The organism is Pantoea sp. OXWO6B1 (genome assembly GCF_001641135.1).
Lineage (GTDB): Bacteria > Pseudomonadota > Gammaproteobacteria > Enterobacterales > Enterobacteriaceae > Pantoea > Pantoea allii.
This window is the reverse complement of sequence record NZ_LWLR01000001.1, coordinates 2,268,386-2,285,717: the sequence shown is the minus strand read 5'-3', so window position 1 is coordinate 2,285,717 and position 17,332 is coordinate 2,268,386. Positions and strand designations below refer to the sequence as shown.

Here is a 17,332-nt window from a genome sequence, read left to right as displayed (position 1 = left end):
TGATGTACATCAAATTTAGCAGACAGTTCCTGGCAGGACCGGTCAGGCGATCGGGCACCGCCTGGGTGCCTGATATGTTAATCCGCAGTTTTGAAGGCTTTCAGACGTTGCAGATGCGGCGAGATGTTGCGGAACTTGTGGCTTTCGCTTTCGTCCCAGACAATCGGATAGTAAGGATCTAACAAGGCAGCGGTGCGCTGGCTGTCGAGAAGCTCATCATGGCGGGATAAAATCGTCAGGCAGCGGTCACGGTTGCGTTCACGAAAGTCACTCACGCACTTGGTGGCGATATCCTGGTACTCTTCCGGCCGGTCTATTTTGCCTTCCATGTTTTCATGTGGGAACAGATTGGGATTGAAAACGGCCTGGCGAATCGCACATAAAAAACCAATTCGCTCTGACCAGTATCCGCCCAGTCCGACACCACAGATAAGCGGGCTTGGGTCATCGCTCAGGCTGAGGATTTTATCGGTTTCTTTGAGCAGAAACTGCATGTCATGTTTGGGATGACGCGTACTGTAACTAATGAGCCTGACATCGGGGTCAATAAACTGCAGTTGCAGCACTTTTTCATGGTTGCCCGGACTTGAGGAGTCAAAACCGTGGAGATAAATAATCATGGTTATCCTTAAGGGTCATCATGCCGGGCAACCTGTGTTTACCGCCTGGCGTTACAAGGCTGCTTTATGCGCCAGCCAGCGTTCCTGCAGTGCACTCAACTGCTGTGCATTGTGTTTCCAGCGGCTACTGGCCTTCAGGCTGTCCCGGCTAAAGGTGCCCCGATGGTACAACTGCACAACCGGTTCCGCCTCGATCAAGGTCAAATTATCCATTACGCTCACCGCGCCCTGGCGATCGTTACAGACCAGAATCATGTCGCAGCCAGCAGACAGCGACTGCTGTGCACGCTCAGCATAGCTGCCCATTACCGCCGCGCCTTCCATTGAGAGATCGTCAGAGAAAATCACGCCCTTGAAACCCAGCTCCTGACGTAGCACCGTTTTCAGCCAGTAAGGCGAGCCACTGGCAGGCAGCGGATCGGCTTCTGTATAGATCACATGCGCGGGCATAATGGCGTCCAGCGCCTGTTCACTAATCAGCGTGCGGAATATCGCCATGTCGTGCTCACGCAGTACGGCTTCACTGCGGTCATCACGCGGCGTCTCTTTATGGGAATCTGCGCTGACCGCCCCGTGACCGGGAAAATGCTTCCCGGTGGTTTTCATCCCCGCCTCATGCATACCGGCAATAAAACGTCGCGCCATCGCCAGCGCAATAGCCGGATCTTCATGGAAGGCGCGGTCGCCGATGGCGGCGCTGATATGGCCGATGTCCAGCACCGGGGCAAAGCTGATATCAATATCCATGGCGATCATTTCGGCCGCCATCTGCCAGCCTGCCTGCTGAGCCAGCTCGCCTGCCGTGGTCATATCATTGAGCGCCGCAAAAGACTGCATGGCTGGCAACTGAGTAAAACCGTCACGAAAACGCTGTACGCGTCCGCCTTCCTGGTCCACCGCCACCACCAGACGTGTGTGCGAGGCCGCACGAATCTGACGCACCAGTTCCGCCAACTGAGCGGGATCGTGATAGTTACGGGCGAATAATATCAGTCCCCCCACCAGCGGATGGCGGAGGATCTCGCGCTCTTCCGCATCCAGTTCGAAACCTTCAACGTCCAGCATTAAGGGGCCGGGAAAACGTGTTGTCATAACCTGAATCCTGTCTCTCGGCGTAACGCCGTTAAATCTGTGACCAGCTCTGTTGAGCCAGCTGTTGTAAATGCTCATCGCCACTCTGTTCAGCGCGCAGTTGATACCAACTGGCCATTAACAGATGCAGCCAGGGCTGCCAGCGTGAAACCTGCCGCTGCAGTGAGGCCAGCGGTAACTGCATGAGCGCCGCATAGTCACGCAGCCAGTAGATCTGTTGAGTCGGGTCCGACAAACAGACGGCGGCCAGCTCAAGCGCCACATCGCCGTCTGCGGCATATTCCCAGTCAATGAGGTGCAGCCCCTGTTCTGACTGAATCAGGTTAGCGGGATGCACGTCCATATGCAGAGGAGCAAGCCGTAATGGCCGCGGCTCGCCTTGCTGCGTTAACCGTTGTAGCTGACGCAGCCAGCGATGATGTCGCTGCTGGCAACGCTGCCAGTATTGCCAGAGCAAGGGCAACAGAGATAAACGATAACCGGTGAGCGGCTGCTGATGAAGCTGTTGCAGTAGCGCAAGGACCTGACGCCGCCCGGCACGAAACCCGGCATCGCTCATGACCTCGCCCTCCTGCCAGGGCAGAATAATGCCATGGCGGTTAGCTGCCAGCGGAGCCTGCACCAGACCGCTGGGCCGTAATTTACGCAGTAGCCGCCCTTCGCGCTGGCGATTAACAAAAGGTATCGGCGGCTGTGGCGCCGGACGGAGAAGACGTCGTCCCTGCTGAGTGACGATGTGACAGCTCTGCCCGGTTAATCCCGCTAACGGCGTTACAGTGACCTGTTGCTCACCGATAGTTGCCGTGATCAGTTGCAGAAACGCCGCATTAATTCTGGGCGACACCGTCACCAGACCAGATAATTTCGCCCGTCTGTACCAGCATGAGCTGCATCTGTAAGGTCGGTGCTTTTACGTCGCCCTTCGCCGTGCTGTACAGCACGTACTGTGCGTTCAGGTTACGGGCCAGGCCAATCGCTTTACTGCGCGAGTTCAGGCTGTCGTCCGGCGACAGCCCCAGCGTTTGTTTCGCCTGCGCCAGTTGTTCTGATGACACCAGGCTGAACTTACCGTTGTTATTCAGCGCGTTCTGAATAGCGTTCGTTGCCTTTTCACCCTGCAATGCACCATTGGTGCTGTTTTTGATGCGATCGACCAGTAACACGCTGCCCGGTGTAACGGTGGCGGCACGAACCATCTGCGCAACCAACGGCTCAACGCTGGCATCCCAGTTAATGGTCACCAGCTTAGGCGGTTGTGGAACAGGTTGCGGTTGCTGTACCGGTTGTTCCGGCTGAGGAACAGGCTGAACCGGCTCCACAGGCTGAGTGGGTTCAACGGGGGCAGGTTGCTGCTGTTTTAGCACGCAGCCAGAAAGAATAAGCGCCATCAACAGCGCGCCAGTACGATTAACACTGCGAATCACGTAACAGTCCTCAGAGATAGATATAGAGACGAACCTTGCTGGCCGTCAGGTTACCCAGTTGCGAGACGGCAGCAATGCTTCCGTTCGGGGGAACCGTGACGATCTGTGCGGGTTCACGCGGCGTTATTTCAAGCCCTTTGTCGTCGTACCAGTAATAACGATAATGCACAACCACCGGCGTTTCACGCTGATTGTAGAGTACGCTGCTGGCGCGTTTCTGACCGTCGTGGTCATCCAGCGTCGGCTCGTCAGTAATAATGCCCGCCGAGAGCACCGAGGACTCCATCACCAGCGACTGCGACGTATTAATCATCGGTTTATCGCTGCTGCAACCGGTAAGGCTCAGCAGCACAACAGGCAGGCAGATCAACCATGAACGCATAGCAAGGTTCCCTTAAGGGATCAGTGTGACAGCATCGGGCCAAGCGGCTTGCCGCCCACCAGATGCATGTGGATATGGTAAACTTCCTGACCGCCATGTTTATTGCAGTTAACGATCAGGCGATAGCCCTGCTCGTCAATGCCTTCTTCACGGGCTATCTTCGCGGCAGCCGTGAACATCCTTCCCAGTGCCTGCTCGTGTGCCGCCTCAACATCATTGGCGGTCGGAATCAGGATATTGGGCACAATCAAGATATGCGTGGGCGCCTGAGGTGAAATATCACGGAAGGCCGTGACCAGTTCATCCTGATACACCACGTCGGCGGGAATTTCACGACGGATAATTTTACTGAAAATCGTTTCTTCAGCCATAGAGCAATTCCTTTAGCCTGGAGGGTAATACCTCAGTATGCGGGAGAAATTCGTTTTCTTTCAACCTCAGGCTGTTTTTTCTTATACCAACTGGCTGTGTTTAACGCATTCCGCGGTTTGCCTGGGCGCGAAAACTATTTCCCCCCTTTTCTCGCCGCCTTCCGCCCTAATTTTCACACTTTCTTTTATTGCCTGCCTGGCCGCTTATTGCTGTCGCGCAGATGGACAGCGATACACAGCAAAATGCGGCGCGGGTGGAAGAAACGGCGACGGCGACCGCAAATTTGCAACTGTTATCGGACCAGCTATTGCAGACCACGGCAAAATTTGTGACTCGCGAAGCCATCTGATCCCCCTGAGAGCCGGTTAGCACGGCCTTCTTTCAGATCCTCTATCCAAATGGCAAAAAAAACCGCGTTGAGCAGTGACTCAACGCGGTTATCGCGGTGTAAAACGGCACTACGCCTTTTTACATACTACGGATGTAATCATCCATATCGGTTTTCAGGTTGTCGGATTTTGTGCCGAAAATCGCCTGAACACCTGAACCTGCCACCACGACGCCACGCGCACCGAGGTTTTTCAGTTCAGTTTGATCCACTTTGCTCACATCGGCGACGCTGACGCGCAGACGCGTGATACAGGCGTCAAGGTTAGTAATGTTCTCTTTACCACCGAATGCAGCCACCAGTTTGCCCGCCATTTCACCACCGGTCGCTGAAGAAGACTGTTCGCTTGCGCTGTCTTCACGTCCTGGCGTTTTCAGATCCAGCTTAACAATCAGGACACGGAAAACGGTGTAGTAAATTGCGGCATAAATCATACCGACGATAGGGAACAGCCAGATTTTGCTGCTGTTACCACTGAGGACGATAAAGTCGATCAGACCGTGCGAGAAGCTGGTGCCATCACGCATACCGAGCAGGATACAGATAGGGAATGCCAGACCTGCCAGAAGCGCGTGAATGACATACAGGATTGGCGCAACGAACATGAACGAGAACTCGATTGGCTCGGTAATACCGGTCAGGAACGAGGTCAGCGCAGCGGAGATCATGATACCGCCCACTTTGGCACGGTTCTCAGGTTTGGCGGAATGCCAGATAGCAATCGCCGCGGCAGGCAGGCCGTACATTTTGAACAGGAAGCCACCGGAAAGTTTACCCGCAGTCGGATCACCCGCCATATAGCGTGGGATATCACCGTGGAATACCTGACCTGCGGCATTGGTGTACTCACCAATCTGCATCTGGAAGGGAACGTTCCAGATATGGTGCAGACCAAATGGCACCAGCGCACGCTCAACTACGCCGTAAATACCAAATGCCACTACCGGGTTTTGGTAAGCCGCCCACTGGGAGAAGTCCTGAATCGCGGAACCGACCGGAGGCCAGATAAACGACAGCACCAGACCCATCGCAATCGCCGCCAGACCGGAGATAATCGGTACAAAGCGCTTACCGGCAAAGAAGCCCAGATATTCAGGCAACTTAATGCGATAGAAACGGTTGAACATATACGCGGCAATGGAGCCGGCAATAATGCCGCCCAGCACCCCGGTATCGGCAAGGTGTTTCGCCTCAATTTCCGCCGCAGGAAGATGCAGCACTAAAGGTGCCACCACCGCCATGGTTTTCACCATGATGCCGTAAGCGACAACCGCGGCCAGGGCTGAAACCCCGTCGTTGTTGGTAAAGCCCAGTGCCACGCCAATGGCGAAAATCAGGGGCATATTGGCAAAGACCGATCCACCCGCTTCCGCCATGACATGCGAGACAACCGTAGGTAACCAGCTGAAATTGGCTGAACCCACACCTAATAAAATACCGGCGATCGGCAGAACCGATACCGGTAGCATTAGCGATTTACCAACTTTTTGTAAGTTGGCAAAAGCGTTTTTAAACATAGCGTGAAACTCCTGAGTATGTGTGCGTTTTTCGCGCAGCGCGCGTGGTAAAGAGGGAGGTGCTTTACCGGTTGGCGTTATCCGCCATTTTGATTTATTACGAAGGGTAAAATAAATTACCCTTCGTTACTTTGACGGCTATCACGTTTCGCAAATCAGAACGCTAAAGCACGTAACAATAGTGATTTTATTGAGTATTTTTCAGGCAAAAAAATTGACCCTGTATGAAAAAAACAGGGTCAACCAATAATATTTCGTATTTATTACAGCACCTGAAATAAATCAGGATGCGCTGGTCAGGCGGCTCATTGGAATATGAAACAGCTCAGAGAAGTTCCGGGTGGTGGTTGCCGCTAAGGTTTCAATGTCCACGCCCTTTAGCACCGCTAAATAGTCAGCAACATCTCGCGTGTAAGCAGGCTGGTTCTCTTTACCCCGGTACGGCACGGGGGCCAGATAAGGGGAATCCGTTTCGACCAGAATGCGATCGAGCGGTACATAGCGCGCCGCGTCACGAATCTGCTCTGCATTGCGGAAAGTAACAATGCCTGAGAAGGAGATGTAGAAACCCATATCCAGCAGCTTTGCCGCTGTCGCCTGATCTTCCGTAAAACAGTGTAGTACACCGCCACAACGTTCGACCTGTTCTTCCTTCAGGATGGCCAGCGTGTCTTCACGTGCATCACGCGTATGCACGATAATGGGCTTGTTCAGCGCAATCCCGGTACGGATGTGTTCACGAAACGATCGCTGCTGCTGCGCTTTGGTTTCCTGCTGATAGTAGTAATCCAGCCCGGTTTCGCCCAGCGCAACCACCTGAGGGTCGGCGGCCAGACGACGGAATAACTCGACATCATACGGCGCTTCCTGGTTCAGCGGATGCACGCCGCAGGAGAGCACGATATTTTCACGCTCGCCTACCAGCGCTTTCAGGGTGCTAAAGCCGGGTAAGGTCGTGGCAATCGCCAGCATAAACCGGACGTCACGCGCCGCCGCTTTGGCAATAACATCATCGAGATCGTGATGGTTTTTTTCATAATCCAGGCCATCGAGATGACAATGGGAATCAACAATAAACATATTTTTCTCAGTAAATTAGCCAGGTACATGGGGCTTCAGATGGTCCGCCCAGCTCAGTAACCGGTCAGTTAACAGGAGTTCACGATTCACTGCCGTAACCTGTAACAACGTTTCACGGCAGCGCATCCAGTCATGGGCGCTGTTATTGAGCGCCGTTTGCGAGAAATGCTGCGCCAGCATCGCCACCACGTCCTGGCGATCCACGTTGGTGAGCCACTGGCTCGCGCCCTGTTGCCATTTCATCGCATCCAGTATTAATGACAGCAGCCAGCCGATACGCGCCGCACCGTTGTCAGCGTTCAGCGCTGGCAGCAGTTGCAGAATGTCCTGTTGCAGGGCACTCGCCAGGGAATCGCACAGTTTTTGCCGTGCCTGCCAGAGTCCGTCCTCCAGCAGGGCCAGCGCTGCGCCGGGTGCACCGGCGCTCAGCCGCAGCGCCGCCAGTAAGTTCGCCTCATCATGCGCGCCTTGCTTTCTGAGCCAGGCCAGACTCACGTTTTCGTCCGGCGGTGGCAATGTCAGCACCATGCAGCGGCTTCGTAGCGTGGCCAGCAGGCGGGACGGTTCCCGGCTGCTCAAAAAAAACCAGCTATTCGCCGGCGGCTCTTCCAGGGTTTTCAGTAAGGCATTGGCCGCCGCTTCACTGAGCTGTGCCGCATCCGGTAGCCATACCACTTTGGCCCCGCCCTGCTGCGCATAGTGATACATTTTTTCCGTTACCTGACGCACGGCATCAATGCCCAACGTGGCTTTGCCTTTTTCTGCTTCCAGCCGGTACCAGTCAGGATGGGTATTTGCCTGCATCAGTTGGCAGCCATGACAGTGGCCACAGCTTTTTAATCCGTCACGGTGCAGACACATCAGCCAGCGACTTATTCCCCACACCAGCGCGTCATCACCCATACCATCAATCGCCTTAACTAACAGCGCGTGATGGGCTCGGCCATCCTGATGCTGACCAATGACCTGGCGATAAGGCTGATTTAGCCAGGGATACCAGTTCATGCCTGCTGTTCCGCCAGCCAGGCCGTCAGGGTGGATTGCAGCGCGCGGGTCACCTGCTCAAGCGGCTGGGTAGCATCGATCGTCAGGATGCTGTCGTCCGCAGCAGCCAGCGCCAGATAGCGATCACGTGTGCGTTCAAAAAAGCGCAGTGACTCCTGCTCAATCCGATCTAATTCCCCGCGAGCGCGGGCACGCTGTAATCCGGTTTCCGGCGTGACATCAAGATACAGCGTCAGGTCAGGGCGAAAATCCCCCAGCACCGTATCACGTAAGGTACGCATCAGTTCCGCATCCAGCCCGCGACCACCGCCCTGGTAAGCCTGAGACGAGAGATCGTGGCGGTCCCCTACCACCCAGGCACCGCGCGCCAGTGCGGGTTTAATCACCGTTTCCACCAGTTGTACGCGCGCGGCATAAAGCATCAGCAGTTCCGCTTTATCGGTGACCTGCTCGCCCGCTATGCCCTGCTTGACCAGCACGCGCAGCTGTTCTGCCAGCGGTGTGCCACCGGGTTCGCGGGTAAAGACAATGTCCTCTATGCCACTGGCGCGCAGTGTTGCGACGACCGCATCGCGCGCTGTGGTTTTCCCTGCGCCTTCCAGGCCCTCAATAACGATAAACTTACTGTCCATTTTTTTCCTTTAACTCAAGCCGGTAGGCCTGCACGGCCTTGTTGTGGCTGGCAAGATTAGTGGTAAAGGTATGCCCACCTTTGCCATCCGCAACAAAATAGAGATAGTCGGTTTTTTCAGGATGGGCGGCCGCGATTAAGGAAGCTTTGCCTGGCATCGCGATGGGTCCCGGCGGCAGGCCACTGATGATATAGGTATTGTACGGCGACGGCGTTTCCAGATCTTTGCGCGTCAGCGTGCCAGTATAGGCCGCTCCCATGCCATAGATCACGGTAGGATCGGTTTGTAAACGCATCCCCACGCGCAGACGATTAATAAACACAGAGGCCACTTTGGCCCGCTCTTCGCTGACGCCAGTCTCTTTTTCGATAATCGACGCCATAGTGACCATCTCCTGCTCATTTTTATACGGCAGGTTATCCATCCGGCCCTGCCAGACTTCATCAATAGCCTTTTTCATCCGTTGATGCGCGCGTTCCAGTAAGGCGACATCGCTGGTATTGGCGGTATAAAGGTACGTGTCCGGGAAGAAGCTGCCTTCGAGTTCGTTTTCGTCCAGCTTGAGCGTGCTGGCAACGGTCGCGTACTTGTCGTCCTGCAGCGTATGTTTCACATAGGGCGCTTTGCGTAATTCGCTCAGCCACTCTTGCAAACGCTGACCTTCAACAAAGCGTAGCGGGAATTGTGCCTCTTTACCGCTGGCCAGTAGCTCCAGCAAGCTGCGTACCGTCATCGACGGCTCAAGGCGATAGGTTCCGGCTTTAAATTTGGCCAGCTCTGGCTCAAGTTTAAGCAATGCACCAAACCAGATGCTGTGAGGAATGATGTGCTGGCTTTCCAGCTGCGCTTCTAAGGCGACGCGACCGGTCCCTGCCGGCAACGTATAGATCTGTTCCTGGGAAAGGGTTAAGCGGCTGGCAGCGAGTTGTTTCACCTGCCAGTAGCTTACGGCTGCCGCGATGAGCAGGATGACCAGCACGCTCACCATTATTTTTTTGCTTCGGCTCATTATGCTTCCATTATCTTTCTACAGCTTGCCTGTAGCTGGTTAAACAAGGTGCGCTGGTTGAATTCCACCGCATCAAGTTGTCGAACGGATAATACGGGCATCAGCGCATTGCATATGACGATTTCATCAGCTGCCAGTAGCTGCGCTAATCCCGCCTGTACCACCTGACAAATTTGGCCTGCGGCACGCATTTCCGCTATCAGACTCCGCCGCATAATGCCGTCAACGCCCGCCTGATCCAGCGCCGGAGTAAAAAGTGCGCCGCCGCTTCGCCAGAATAAATTAGCCGCACAGCATTCCACCACCCAACCTTCAGTGTCAAGCACCAGCGCCTCATCAGCGTCTGTCTGCTCAAGATGGGCACGAATCATCACCTGCTCCAGCCGGTTCAGGTGCTTAAGACCGGCAAACTGTGGCTGCCGAGCCAGACGTACCGGGCTGACGGCCAGTTTGACGCCGGTTTGCTGTAACCTTGCATAATGCGCTGGCCAGGCGGATACCGAGACGATTCGCGTGGGGCCGCTACAGCCTGTGCGGCTGTAGCCGCGCCCACCGCTGCCGGCGCTGAGGATGACTTTAAGCACTGCCCTGTCATGTCCGCTCGCCGCCTGTTGCATCTCCTGCGCCAGCTCAGACCAGTCAACACCACTCAGCCACAACCGTTCACAGCTTTGCTGCAACCGCTGCATATGCATGTCAAACAGGACGATTCTGCCCTGACAGACGGCGGCGGTGGTAAAGCAGCCGTCGCCAAACTGTACGGCGCGATCGCTGGCCGCCAGATGGGGTTGTTCAGTGCCGTTTATCCACATTGCCCTTACTCCGGTGTCAGCATGTTGTTCAGCGATGGCCGTGATTTTATCGTTTTTTCTGGGCCACTGAATAGAAAAAAGGCCCGCATTGCGGGCCTTTACAGCAATCATAAACGCGATGTTTAGATTTTACGGAAAATCAGCGAGCCGTTGGTGCCGCCGAAGCCGAAGGAGTTACAGAGTGCGTATTCCAGTCCCGAAACCTGACGTGCGGTATGCGGTACGAAATCAAGATCGCAGCCTTCGTCAGGGTTATCCAGGTTCAACGTCGGTGGAACCGCCTGATCGCGCAGGGCCAGAATCGAATAAATCGACTCAACCGCGCCCGCCGCACCCAGCAGATGGCCGGTCATGGATTTGGTCGAGCTGACCATCACCGTCCTGGCTGCTGCACCAAAAACCGATTTCACGGCCTGGGCTTCTGCTTTGTCACCCGCTGGCGTTGAAGTACCGTGTGCATTGACGTAACCAATCTTGTCTGGCGTCATCTGCGCATCACGCAACGCGTTGATCATTGCAGCGGCTGCACCTGAACCGTCTTCCGGCGGTGAGGTCATGTGATAAGCATCGCTGCTCATCCCAAAGCCCACGATTTCCGCGTAGATTTTTGCGCCACGTTTCTTAGCATGCTCGTACTCTTCCAGTACGATAATGCCCGCCCCGTCACCCAGTACAAATCCATCACGGTCTTTATCCCAGGGACGGCTTGCCGCCTGAGGGTTTTCGTTGCGCGTCGACAGCGCACGCGCCGCGCCGAATCCACCTACGCCAAGTGGCGTACTGGCTTTTTCCGCACCGCCCGCCAGCATCACGTCAGCATCGTTATACGCGATGATACGTGCAGCATGACCGATATTGTGCACGCCAGAAGTACAGGCGGTCGCAATGGAAATGCTGGGGCCTTTTAAGCCATACATGATGGTGAGATGACCCGCCACCATATTGACTATCGTGGAAGGCACAAAGAATGGGCTAATTTTACGCGGGCCGCCGTTCACCAGAGAAGTATGGTTGTCTTCGATTAGACCCAAACCACCGATGCCCGAACCAATTGCTGCGCCAACCCGGCCTGCATTTTCATCGGTCACAACCAGACCGCTGTCCTGCATGGCCTGAATGCCTGCCACGATGCCGTACTGAATGAAGTCATCCATCTTGCGTTGATCTTTACGAGAGATAAAGTCATCGCAATTGAAATCTCTTACCAGACCTGCAAAACGTGTTGCATAGGCGCTGGTATCAAAATGGTCGATCAGGTTAATGCCGCTCTGACCGGCAAGGAGAGCACTCCAGGTAGACTCTACGGTATTGCCGACAGGAGACAACATGCCAAGACCAGTCACAACTACACGACGCTTAGACACGTTCGTCCTCCAGGGAGGGATAAAAATGACTATTGAGGGGCAAACATAAAACTCAGGCGGTCAATTGACCGCCTGAAGATATTCATTAGCCTTTATGGCTATTGATATAGTCGATCGCTGCCTGAACGGTAGTGATTTTCTCAGCTTCTTCGTCTGGAATTTCAGTATCAAACTCTTCTTCCAGAGCCATTACCAGCTCAACGGTATCAAGAGAATCGGCACCAAGGTCTTCTACGAAAGATGCAGAGTTGGTCACTTCTTCCTCTTTCACACCCAGCTGCTCACTGATGATTTTCTTAACGCGTTGTTCGATATCGCTCATACTATTTAATTTCCTATCAAAACTCGCTTTCGCGATGGTTTTCGTAGTGTATAAAATGTTGAAAAAGATGCAACAAAATCCCGGCTGGTCGAACCACGATTTTACGCTATTGTGCGGTTTTATCCGCAAATAATGCAAATGATTTCGTAATTATCAGACCATATACATGCCGCCATTGACGTGCAGCGTCTCACCCGTGATGTAGGCTGCTTCGTCAGAGGCTAAGAATGCAACGGCATTAGCAATTTCCTGCGCTTCGCCTAAGCGACCCGCTGGGACCTCCGCCAGAATACCGGAACGTTGATCTTCGTTCAGTGCCCGCGTCATGTCGGTCTCTATGAAGCCCGGAGCCACGACGTTGACGGTAATGCCACGTGACGCGATTTCCCGCGCCAGTGATTTGCTAAAGCCAATCAAACCTGCTTTTGCTGCAGCGTAGTTTGCCTGACCCGCATTGCCCATGGTTCCAACAACAGAACCGATGGTGATGATACGACCCATGCGCTTTTTCATCATGGCACGCATCACCGCCTTAGAAAGACGGAATACCGATGTGAGGTTGGTATCAAGGATATCCTGCCACTCATCGTCTTTCATACGCATCAGTAGATTATCACGCGTAATGCCTGCATTATTGACTAAAATGTCCACTTCGCCAAATTCCGCGCGAATTTTCTCTAAAACACTGTTTACAGAAGCGGCATCCGTCACGTTTAACAGCAGACCTTGTCCTTTATCGCCAAGGTAATCACTGATAGCATCGGCACCACTTTGGCTGGTTGCAGTACCGACCACTTTCGCACCGCGTGCGGCCAGGGTTTCTGCAATCGCACGGCCGATGCCGCGGCTTGCGCCAGTTACCAGCGCTACTTTACCTTCAAAGCTCATGATTTTCCTCTTATTCCTGTGCAAGCGCCGCAGTCAATGACGCAGTATCGTTCACCGCTGCTGCTGACAGGCCGTCTACAATGCGTTTTGTCAGACCGGTAAGGACTTTACCTGGTCCCATTTCAAACAGCTGAGTGACGCCCTGAGCGGCCATGGCCTCGACGCTTTCTGTCCAGCGTACCGGGCTGTAAAGCTGACGAATCAACGCATGACGAATCGCGTCGGCGTCCGTTTCTGCTTTTACATCCACGTTATTAATAACCGGTACCACTGGCGCATTAAAGGTGATGTTTTCCAGCGTCAGCGCCAGTTTATCGGCTGCTGGCTTCATCAGCGCGCAGTGGGAAGGAACACTTACCGGCAACGGGAGCGCACGTTTTGCACCTGCCGCTTTGCAGGCTGCACCCGCGCGTTCAACCGCATCTTTGTTACCGGCGATCACCACCTGACCTGGCGAGTTGAAGTTTACCGGCGAAACGACTTCGCCCTGCGCACTCTCTTCACAGGCTTTTGCAATGGCTGCATCATCAAGACCGATGATCGCCTGCATAGCGCCGGTGCCTTCTGGCACGGCTTCCTGCATCAGTTTACCACGCAGTTCAACCAGCTTGATGGCGTCCGCAAAATCCAGCACGCCTGCGCAGACCAGCGCTGAGTACTCACCCAGGCTATGACCGGCCATCAGGGCTGGCTGTTTGCCACCCTGTTGCTGCCAGACACGGTAGATAGCTACCGAAGCCGCCAGTAGCGCAGGCTGTGTCTGCCAGGTTTTATTTAACGCTTCAGCAGGTCCCTGGCTGACTAACTGCCACAGATCATAACCGAGGACGTCAGAAGCTTCACGGAACGTGGCTTCAACGGCCGGATAAGCAGCAGCCAGTTCCGTTAACATGCCCACGGTCTGTGAGCCCTGACCTGGGAAAACAAAAGCAAATTGCGTCATTTTCAGTTCCTGTCAATCAAAAGCGAACCAGCGCAGAACCCCAGGTGAATCCACCACCAAAGGCTTCCAGCAAAATAAGTTGTCCGGGTTTGATGCGGCCATCGCGCACGGCCTCATCCAGCGCACTTGGCACAGACGCGGCTGACGTATTACCATGACGATCCAGTGTGACCACCACTTTTTCCATGGTCATGCCCAGTTTTTTCGCCGTGGCGCTGATAATACGCAGGTTAGCCTGATGCGGCACCAGCCAGTCCAGCTCTTCACGCGCAATGTTGTTTGCCTGCAACGTCTCATCAACAATGTGCGCTAGCTCTGTTACCGCCACTTTGAAGACTTCGTTGCCTGCCATCGTCAGATAAGCGGGTTGATCCTGATTCGCACGATCCTGATAAGGCAGCGTCAGCAATTGGGCATAGCGGCCGTCCGCGTGCAGGTGGGTTGAAATGATCCCCTGCTCTTTGCTCTGACCCAGCACCACGGCACCCGCACCATCACCAAACAGGATGATCGTACCGCGATCGTCAGGATTGAGCGTACGCGCCAGGACATCAGCCCCGATGACTAACGCATGCTTTACCGCACCATTTTTAATATATTGATCGGCCACGCTTAACGCATAGGTAAAGCCAGCACAGGCCGCTGCAAGGTCAAATGCCGCACAGTCTTTGATGTCGAGCATCTGCTGAATCATGCAGGCAGAGCTTGGGAAGGCATGACTGGAAGACGTGGTTGCGACAATAATCAGCCCCACATCATTGGCGTCGACGCCTGCCATTTCCAGTGCACGCTGTGCAGCCTGATGCCCCATGCTTGCGACAGTCTCATCCGGAGCAGCAATACGGCGCTCACGAATGCCGGTACGGGTAACAATCCACTCGTCCGAGGTCTCCACCATTTTTTCCAGATCGGCATTGGTGCGGATCTGGCTGGGCAAATAACTGCCCGTACCGATAATTTTGGTAAACATCTAGGCTTTGTCACTCCTGGCTAATACAGCGTCCAGACGGGCGGCAATGCGTTCAGGAACCTGCCGCCTCACCGTCTGCTCGGCCTGATTGATCGCCACGGCAAAAGCATGTTGATTTGCTGCGCCATGGCTCTTTATCACTGTCCCGCGTAATCCTAACAGACAAGCGCCATTGTACTGGTCGGGGTTGAGATGCCCGAAGCGCCTGGCCAAACGCTTTTTAATCCAGCGCCCCAGCAACGTCAGCCACCACGACCGCTTTTCACCTTCCCCTGACGACTTGAACAGGGAAAGAAACATTCTTACTACGCCTTCCATGGTCTTCAGTGTGATGTTTCCAGCGAAACCATCACAGACCAGCACATCCGTTTTGCCAGTCAGTAAATCGTTACCTTCGAGATAACCAATGTAGTTAATCTGCGGCAATGCCTTGAGACTTAACGCCGCATCGCGGATGCTTTCAAGCCCTTTGTGCTCTTCATGACCAATATTGAGAAGTGCCACACGCGGATTCGCAATGCCCAGCACTTCTTCCGCCATAACTGAGCCCATCACCGCAAACTGCACCAGCATCGCACTGTCAGAGTCGACATTGGCACCTAAATCTAAAATGACCGTTTTTCCCTTCTGCTGATGGGGTAAAACGGTCATAAGCGCCGGACGTTTAATGCCGTCCAGCGGCTTAAGTAATAGTGTCGCCAGCCCCATCAGCGCGCCCGTGTTGCCGCTGCTGACGCAGGCCTGGGCCCGCCCTTCTTTGACCAACTCTAACGCCACTCGCATTGAACTGCCGCGGCTGTTACGGATGGCTTGTGCGGGTCGCGCATCACTTGCAATAACTGATTCGGCAGGCACAACCTGCAGTCGCTCCAGTAAGGAGGAATCCGCTTTGGCAAGCAATGGCGTGAGAATGTCGGGATCTCCGACAAGAAGAAGGATAATTTCCGAATGAGAGGCCAGTGCCTGCAATGCTGCAGGCACCGTCACGCAGGGGCCGAAGTCCCCGCCCATGGCATCGATAGCCAGGGTCAAACGTGCCAAGGTATCGCCTTGCTAAGCAAAGAACTTACTTAACGATAACCTTGCGACCGCGGTAGTAACCATCCGCAGTGATGTGGTGACGCAGATGAGTTTCACCAGAAACTTTATCTACTGACAGAGTGGCAGTGGTCAGAGCATCGTGCGAACGACGCATACCACGCTTAGAACGGGTGGGTTTATTCTGTTGTACGGCCATGGACCTTACTCCTATTACTTACGCTTTAAACTGGCTAATACGGCAAATGGGTTTGGTTTTTCTGCCTCTGCAGGCAACTGACCAAACACCATGTCCGCCTCGGACACTTCACAGTGTTCAGAATCGTGCACCGGAACCACAGGCAGCGCGAGAATAACTTCATCCTCGATAACTGCCAGCAGGTCGATCTCACCAAACTCGTTGACATCAACCGGCTCGTACGCTTCCGGCAACGCCTCGGCCTGCTCGTCAGACGACACAGGACTGAAGCAATAGCTTACGTGTACATGATGTGGAAAAACCTGGTTGCAGCGTTGACACCGCAGCGTAACTTGTACTTCAGCAGTACCCGTCAGTACTGCCAGACGCTGGTTATCAACCGCAAACGACATGACACAATCTACATCACTGTCCACACTAACGACCGACTCAGCGACACGCTCAACCTGTTGAGAGGTATAAACACCTTGATAATCGAGGCGTTTCTGAGCGGTGCGGACTGGGTCCAGCGTTAGGGGTAATTTTACCTTTTGCATAGGGCGCGCATATTAACTTTGTAATCACATAGAGTCAAAGAAAAAGGCCGTTAAACAGCATCTTTCAACCACTATTCGCATCCAGTGCGGCGCACAGTTTAAAATGACTGTCACCAATTCGCTATCAATATTGAAAAAAAATGACAGCATCGATTCTTTTAGCATCAACCTCCCCCTTTCGTCAGGCGCTCCTGGCCCGGCTGGGCTTGCCTTTTACGGTCGCCTCTCCCCAAACAGATGAGACGCCGTTAGAGAATGAACGCGCAGAGGCACTGGTGACGCGACTCGCCATCGCCAAAGCGCAGGCGCTGGCCGGAAGCTACCCCGACCACTGGATTATTGGCTCTGACCAGGTGTGCGTACTGGATGACGTGATAACCGGTAAACCCCATACCGAGGCAAACGCGGAAGCACAGTTGCGCGCCGCCAGCGGTAACAGCGTTACCTTTTATACCGGGCTGGCGTTATATCACCCTGCCAGCCAGCGCTTAATGCACTGCTGCGAACCTTTCACCGTGCATTTCCGGACCTTAACCCAGCAGGAAATTCGTGCGTATATAAAGAAGGAGCAACCGCTGCAGTGCGCGGGCAGTTTTAAAAGCGAAGGACTGGGGATTTGTTTGTTTGACCGCCTGGAGGGACGCGATCCGAATACGCTGGTGGGCTTACCGCTGATTGCGCTGACCGACATGTTGCGCGAAGCAGGCATCAATCCATTAGAGGACTGATGCCCCGTGCG

At 54.3% G+C, this 17,332-nt stretch carries 22 protein-coding genes; 2 read left to right on the top strand and 20 right to left on the bottom strand.

Going from position 1 to position 17,332, the window contains the following annotated elements; all coding sequences use genetic code 11:
* Positions 1 to 77 precede the first annotated feature (77 nt).
* Genes ycfP through hinT form a run of 6 tightly spaced genes read right to left on the bottom strand, consistent with a single transcriptional unit; the run spans position 78 to position 3,889 of the window.
* Entirely contained in the window at positions 78 to 620 is a 543-nt protein-coding gene (gene ycfP, locus A6A26_RS12900; protein ID WP_063879092.1) for an alpha/beta hydrolase YcfP, read from the bottom strand.
* Between the two features lie 51 nt (positions 621 to 671).
* Positions 672 to 1,712, bottom strand: a complete 1,041-nt coding sequence (gene nagZ / locus A6A26_RS12895; protein WP_063879091.1) for a beta-N-acetylhexosaminidase — start codon at positions 1,710 to 1,712, stop codon at positions 672 to 674.
* 31 nt (positions 1,713 to 1,743) lie between these two features.
* Positions 1,744 to 2,556, bottom strand: a complete 813-nt coding sequence (thiK, locus tag A6A26_RS12890; protein WP_063879090.1) for a thiamine kinase — start codon at positions 2,554 to 2,556, stop codon at positions 1,744 to 1,746.
* Entirely contained in the window at positions 2,540 to 3,136 is a 597-nt protein-coding gene (gene lpoB, locus A6A26_RS12885) for a penicillin-binding protein activator LpoB (protein ID WP_063879089.1), read from the bottom strand. Before lpoB ends, thiK begins: the two co-directional genes overlap by 17 nt.
* A 10-nt stretch (positions 3,137 to 3,146) precedes the next feature.
* Positions 3,147 to 3,518 (bottom strand): YcfL family putative periplasmic lipoprotein, encoded by a 372-nt coding sequence (locus tag A6A26_RS12880; RefSeq protein ID WP_063879088.1) that lies wholly within the window; start codon positions 3,516 to 3,518, stop codon positions 3,147 to 3,149.
* 20 nt (positions 3,519 to 3,538) lie between these two features.
* Entirely contained in the window at positions 3,539 to 3,889 is a 351-nt protein-coding gene (hinT, locus tag A6A26_RS12875) for a purine nucleoside phosphoramidase (protein WP_063879087.1), read from the bottom strand.
* A 221-nt stretch (positions 3,890 to 4,110) separates the two neighbouring features.
* Between hinT and A6A26_RS26165 the strand changes: the two genes are divergently transcribed.
* The gene (locus tag A6A26_RS26165) at positions 4,111 to 4,239 is read left to right on the top strand and encodes a hypothetical protein (RefSeq protein WP_256393232.1); all 129 of its coding nucleotides are present in this window, start codon (positions 4,111 to 4,113) and stop codon (positions 4,237 to 4,239) included.
* A 119-nt stretch (positions 4,240 to 4,358) separates the two neighbouring features.
* On the opposite strand, the gene ptsG is transcribed toward A6A26_RS26165, so the two are convergent.
* From ptsG to yceD, 14 genes are all read right to left on the bottom strand, one after another.
* Positions 4,359 to 5,795, bottom strand: a complete 1,437-nt coding sequence (gene ptsG / locus A6A26_RS12870; protein ID WP_063879086.1) for a PTS glucose transporter subunit IIBC — start codon at positions 5,793 to 5,795, stop codon at positions 4,359 to 4,361.
* A gap of 282 nt (positions 5,796 to 6,077) precedes the next feature.
* Complete coding sequence (locus A6A26_RS12865) at positions 6,078 to 6,875, bottom strand: metal-dependent hydrolase (protein WP_063879085.1); 798 nt, start codon at positions 6,873 to 6,875, stop codon at positions 6,078 to 6,080.
* A 15-nt stretch (positions 6,876 to 6,890) separates the two neighbouring features.
* Complete coding sequence (gene holB / locus A6A26_RS12860; RefSeq protein ID WP_063879084.1) at positions 6,891 to 7,880, bottom strand: DNA polymerase III subunit delta'; 990 nt, start codon at positions 7,878 to 7,880, stop codon at positions 6,891 to 6,893.
* A complete protein-coding gene (gene tmk, locus A6A26_RS12855; protein WP_063879083.1) occupies positions 7,877 to 8,512 on the bottom strand; it encodes a dTMP kinase in 636 nt (211 codons plus the stop codon). Before tmk ends, holB begins: the two co-directional genes overlap by 4 nt.
* On the bottom strand, positions 8,502 to 9,521 hold the full coding sequence (gene yceG / locus A6A26_RS12850; protein ID WP_063879082.1) for a cell division protein YceG: 1,020 nt from the start codon (positions 9,519 to 9,521) through the stop codon (positions 8,502 to 8,504). Before yceG ends, tmk begins: the two co-directional genes overlap by 11 nt.
* Entirely contained in the window at positions 9,521 to 10,333 is an 813-nt protein-coding gene (gene pabC, locus A6A26_RS12845; RefSeq protein ID WP_216639862.1) for an aminodeoxychorismate lyase, read from the bottom strand. Before pabC ends, yceG begins: the two co-directional genes overlap by 1 nt.
* Before the next feature lie 122 nt (positions 10,334 to 10,455).
* The gene (fabF, locus tag A6A26_RS12840) at positions 10,456 to 11,697 is read right to left on the bottom strand and encodes a beta-ketoacyl-ACP synthase II (RefSeq protein ID WP_063879080.1); all 1,242 of its coding nucleotides are present in this window, start codon (positions 11,695 to 11,697) and stop codon (positions 10,456 to 10,458) included.
* 85 nt (positions 11,698 to 11,782) lie between these two features.
* On the bottom strand, positions 11,783 to 12,019 hold the full coding sequence (gene acpP / locus A6A26_RS12835) for an acyl carrier protein (protein WP_003849865.1): 237 nt from the start codon (positions 12,017 to 12,019) through the stop codon (positions 11,783 to 11,785).
* A 153-nt stretch (positions 12,020 to 12,172) separates the two neighbouring features.
* Positions 12,173 to 12,907, bottom strand: a complete 735-nt coding sequence (gene fabG, locus A6A26_RS12830; RefSeq protein ID WP_014593428.1) for a 3-oxoacyl-ACP reductase FabG — start codon at positions 12,905 to 12,907, stop codon at positions 12,173 to 12,175.
* Between the two features lie 10 nt (positions 12,908 to 12,917).
* The gene (gene fabD / locus A6A26_RS12825) at positions 12,918 to 13,850 is read right to left on the bottom strand and encodes an ACP S-malonyltransferase (protein ID WP_063879079.1); all 933 of its coding nucleotides are present in this window, start codon (positions 13,848 to 13,850) and stop codon (positions 12,918 to 12,920) included.
* Between the two features lie 16 nt (positions 13,851 to 13,866).
* Positions 13,867 to 14,820: a beta-ketoacyl-ACP synthase III gene (locus A6A26_RS12820; RefSeq protein ID WP_063879078.1), complete on the bottom strand. Its 954-nt coding sequence runs from the start codon at positions 14,818 to 14,820 to the stop codon at positions 13,867 to 13,869.
* A complete protein-coding gene (gene plsX, locus A6A26_RS12815) occupies positions 14,821 to 15,861 on the bottom strand; it encodes a phosphate acyltransferase PlsX (RefSeq protein WP_063879077.1) in 1,041 nt (346 codons plus the stop codon). It abuts the gene before it with no gap.
* A gap of 25 nt (positions 15,862 to 15,886) precedes the next feature.
* Positions 15,887 to 16,057 (bottom strand): 50S ribosomal protein L32, encoded by a 171-nt coding sequence (rpmF, locus tag A6A26_RS24805; protein WP_013025362.1) that lies wholly within the window; start codon positions 16,055 to 16,057, stop codon positions 15,887 to 15,889.
* Positions 16,058 to 16,071: 14 nt separating this feature from the next.
* A complete protein-coding gene (gene yceD, locus A6A26_RS12810) occupies positions 16,072 to 16,593 on the bottom strand; it encodes a 23S rRNA accumulation protein YceD (RefSeq protein WP_063879076.1) in 522 nt (173 codons plus the stop codon).
* Between the two features lie 140 nt (positions 16,594 to 16,733).
* Between yceD and A6A26_RS12805 the strand changes: the two genes are divergently transcribed.
* On the top strand, positions 16,734 to 17,321 hold the full coding sequence (locus tag A6A26_RS12805; protein WP_063879075.1) for a Maf family protein: 588 nt from the start codon (positions 16,734 to 16,736) through the stop codon (positions 17,319 to 17,321).
* Positions 17,322 to 17,332 lie beyond the last annotated feature (11 nt).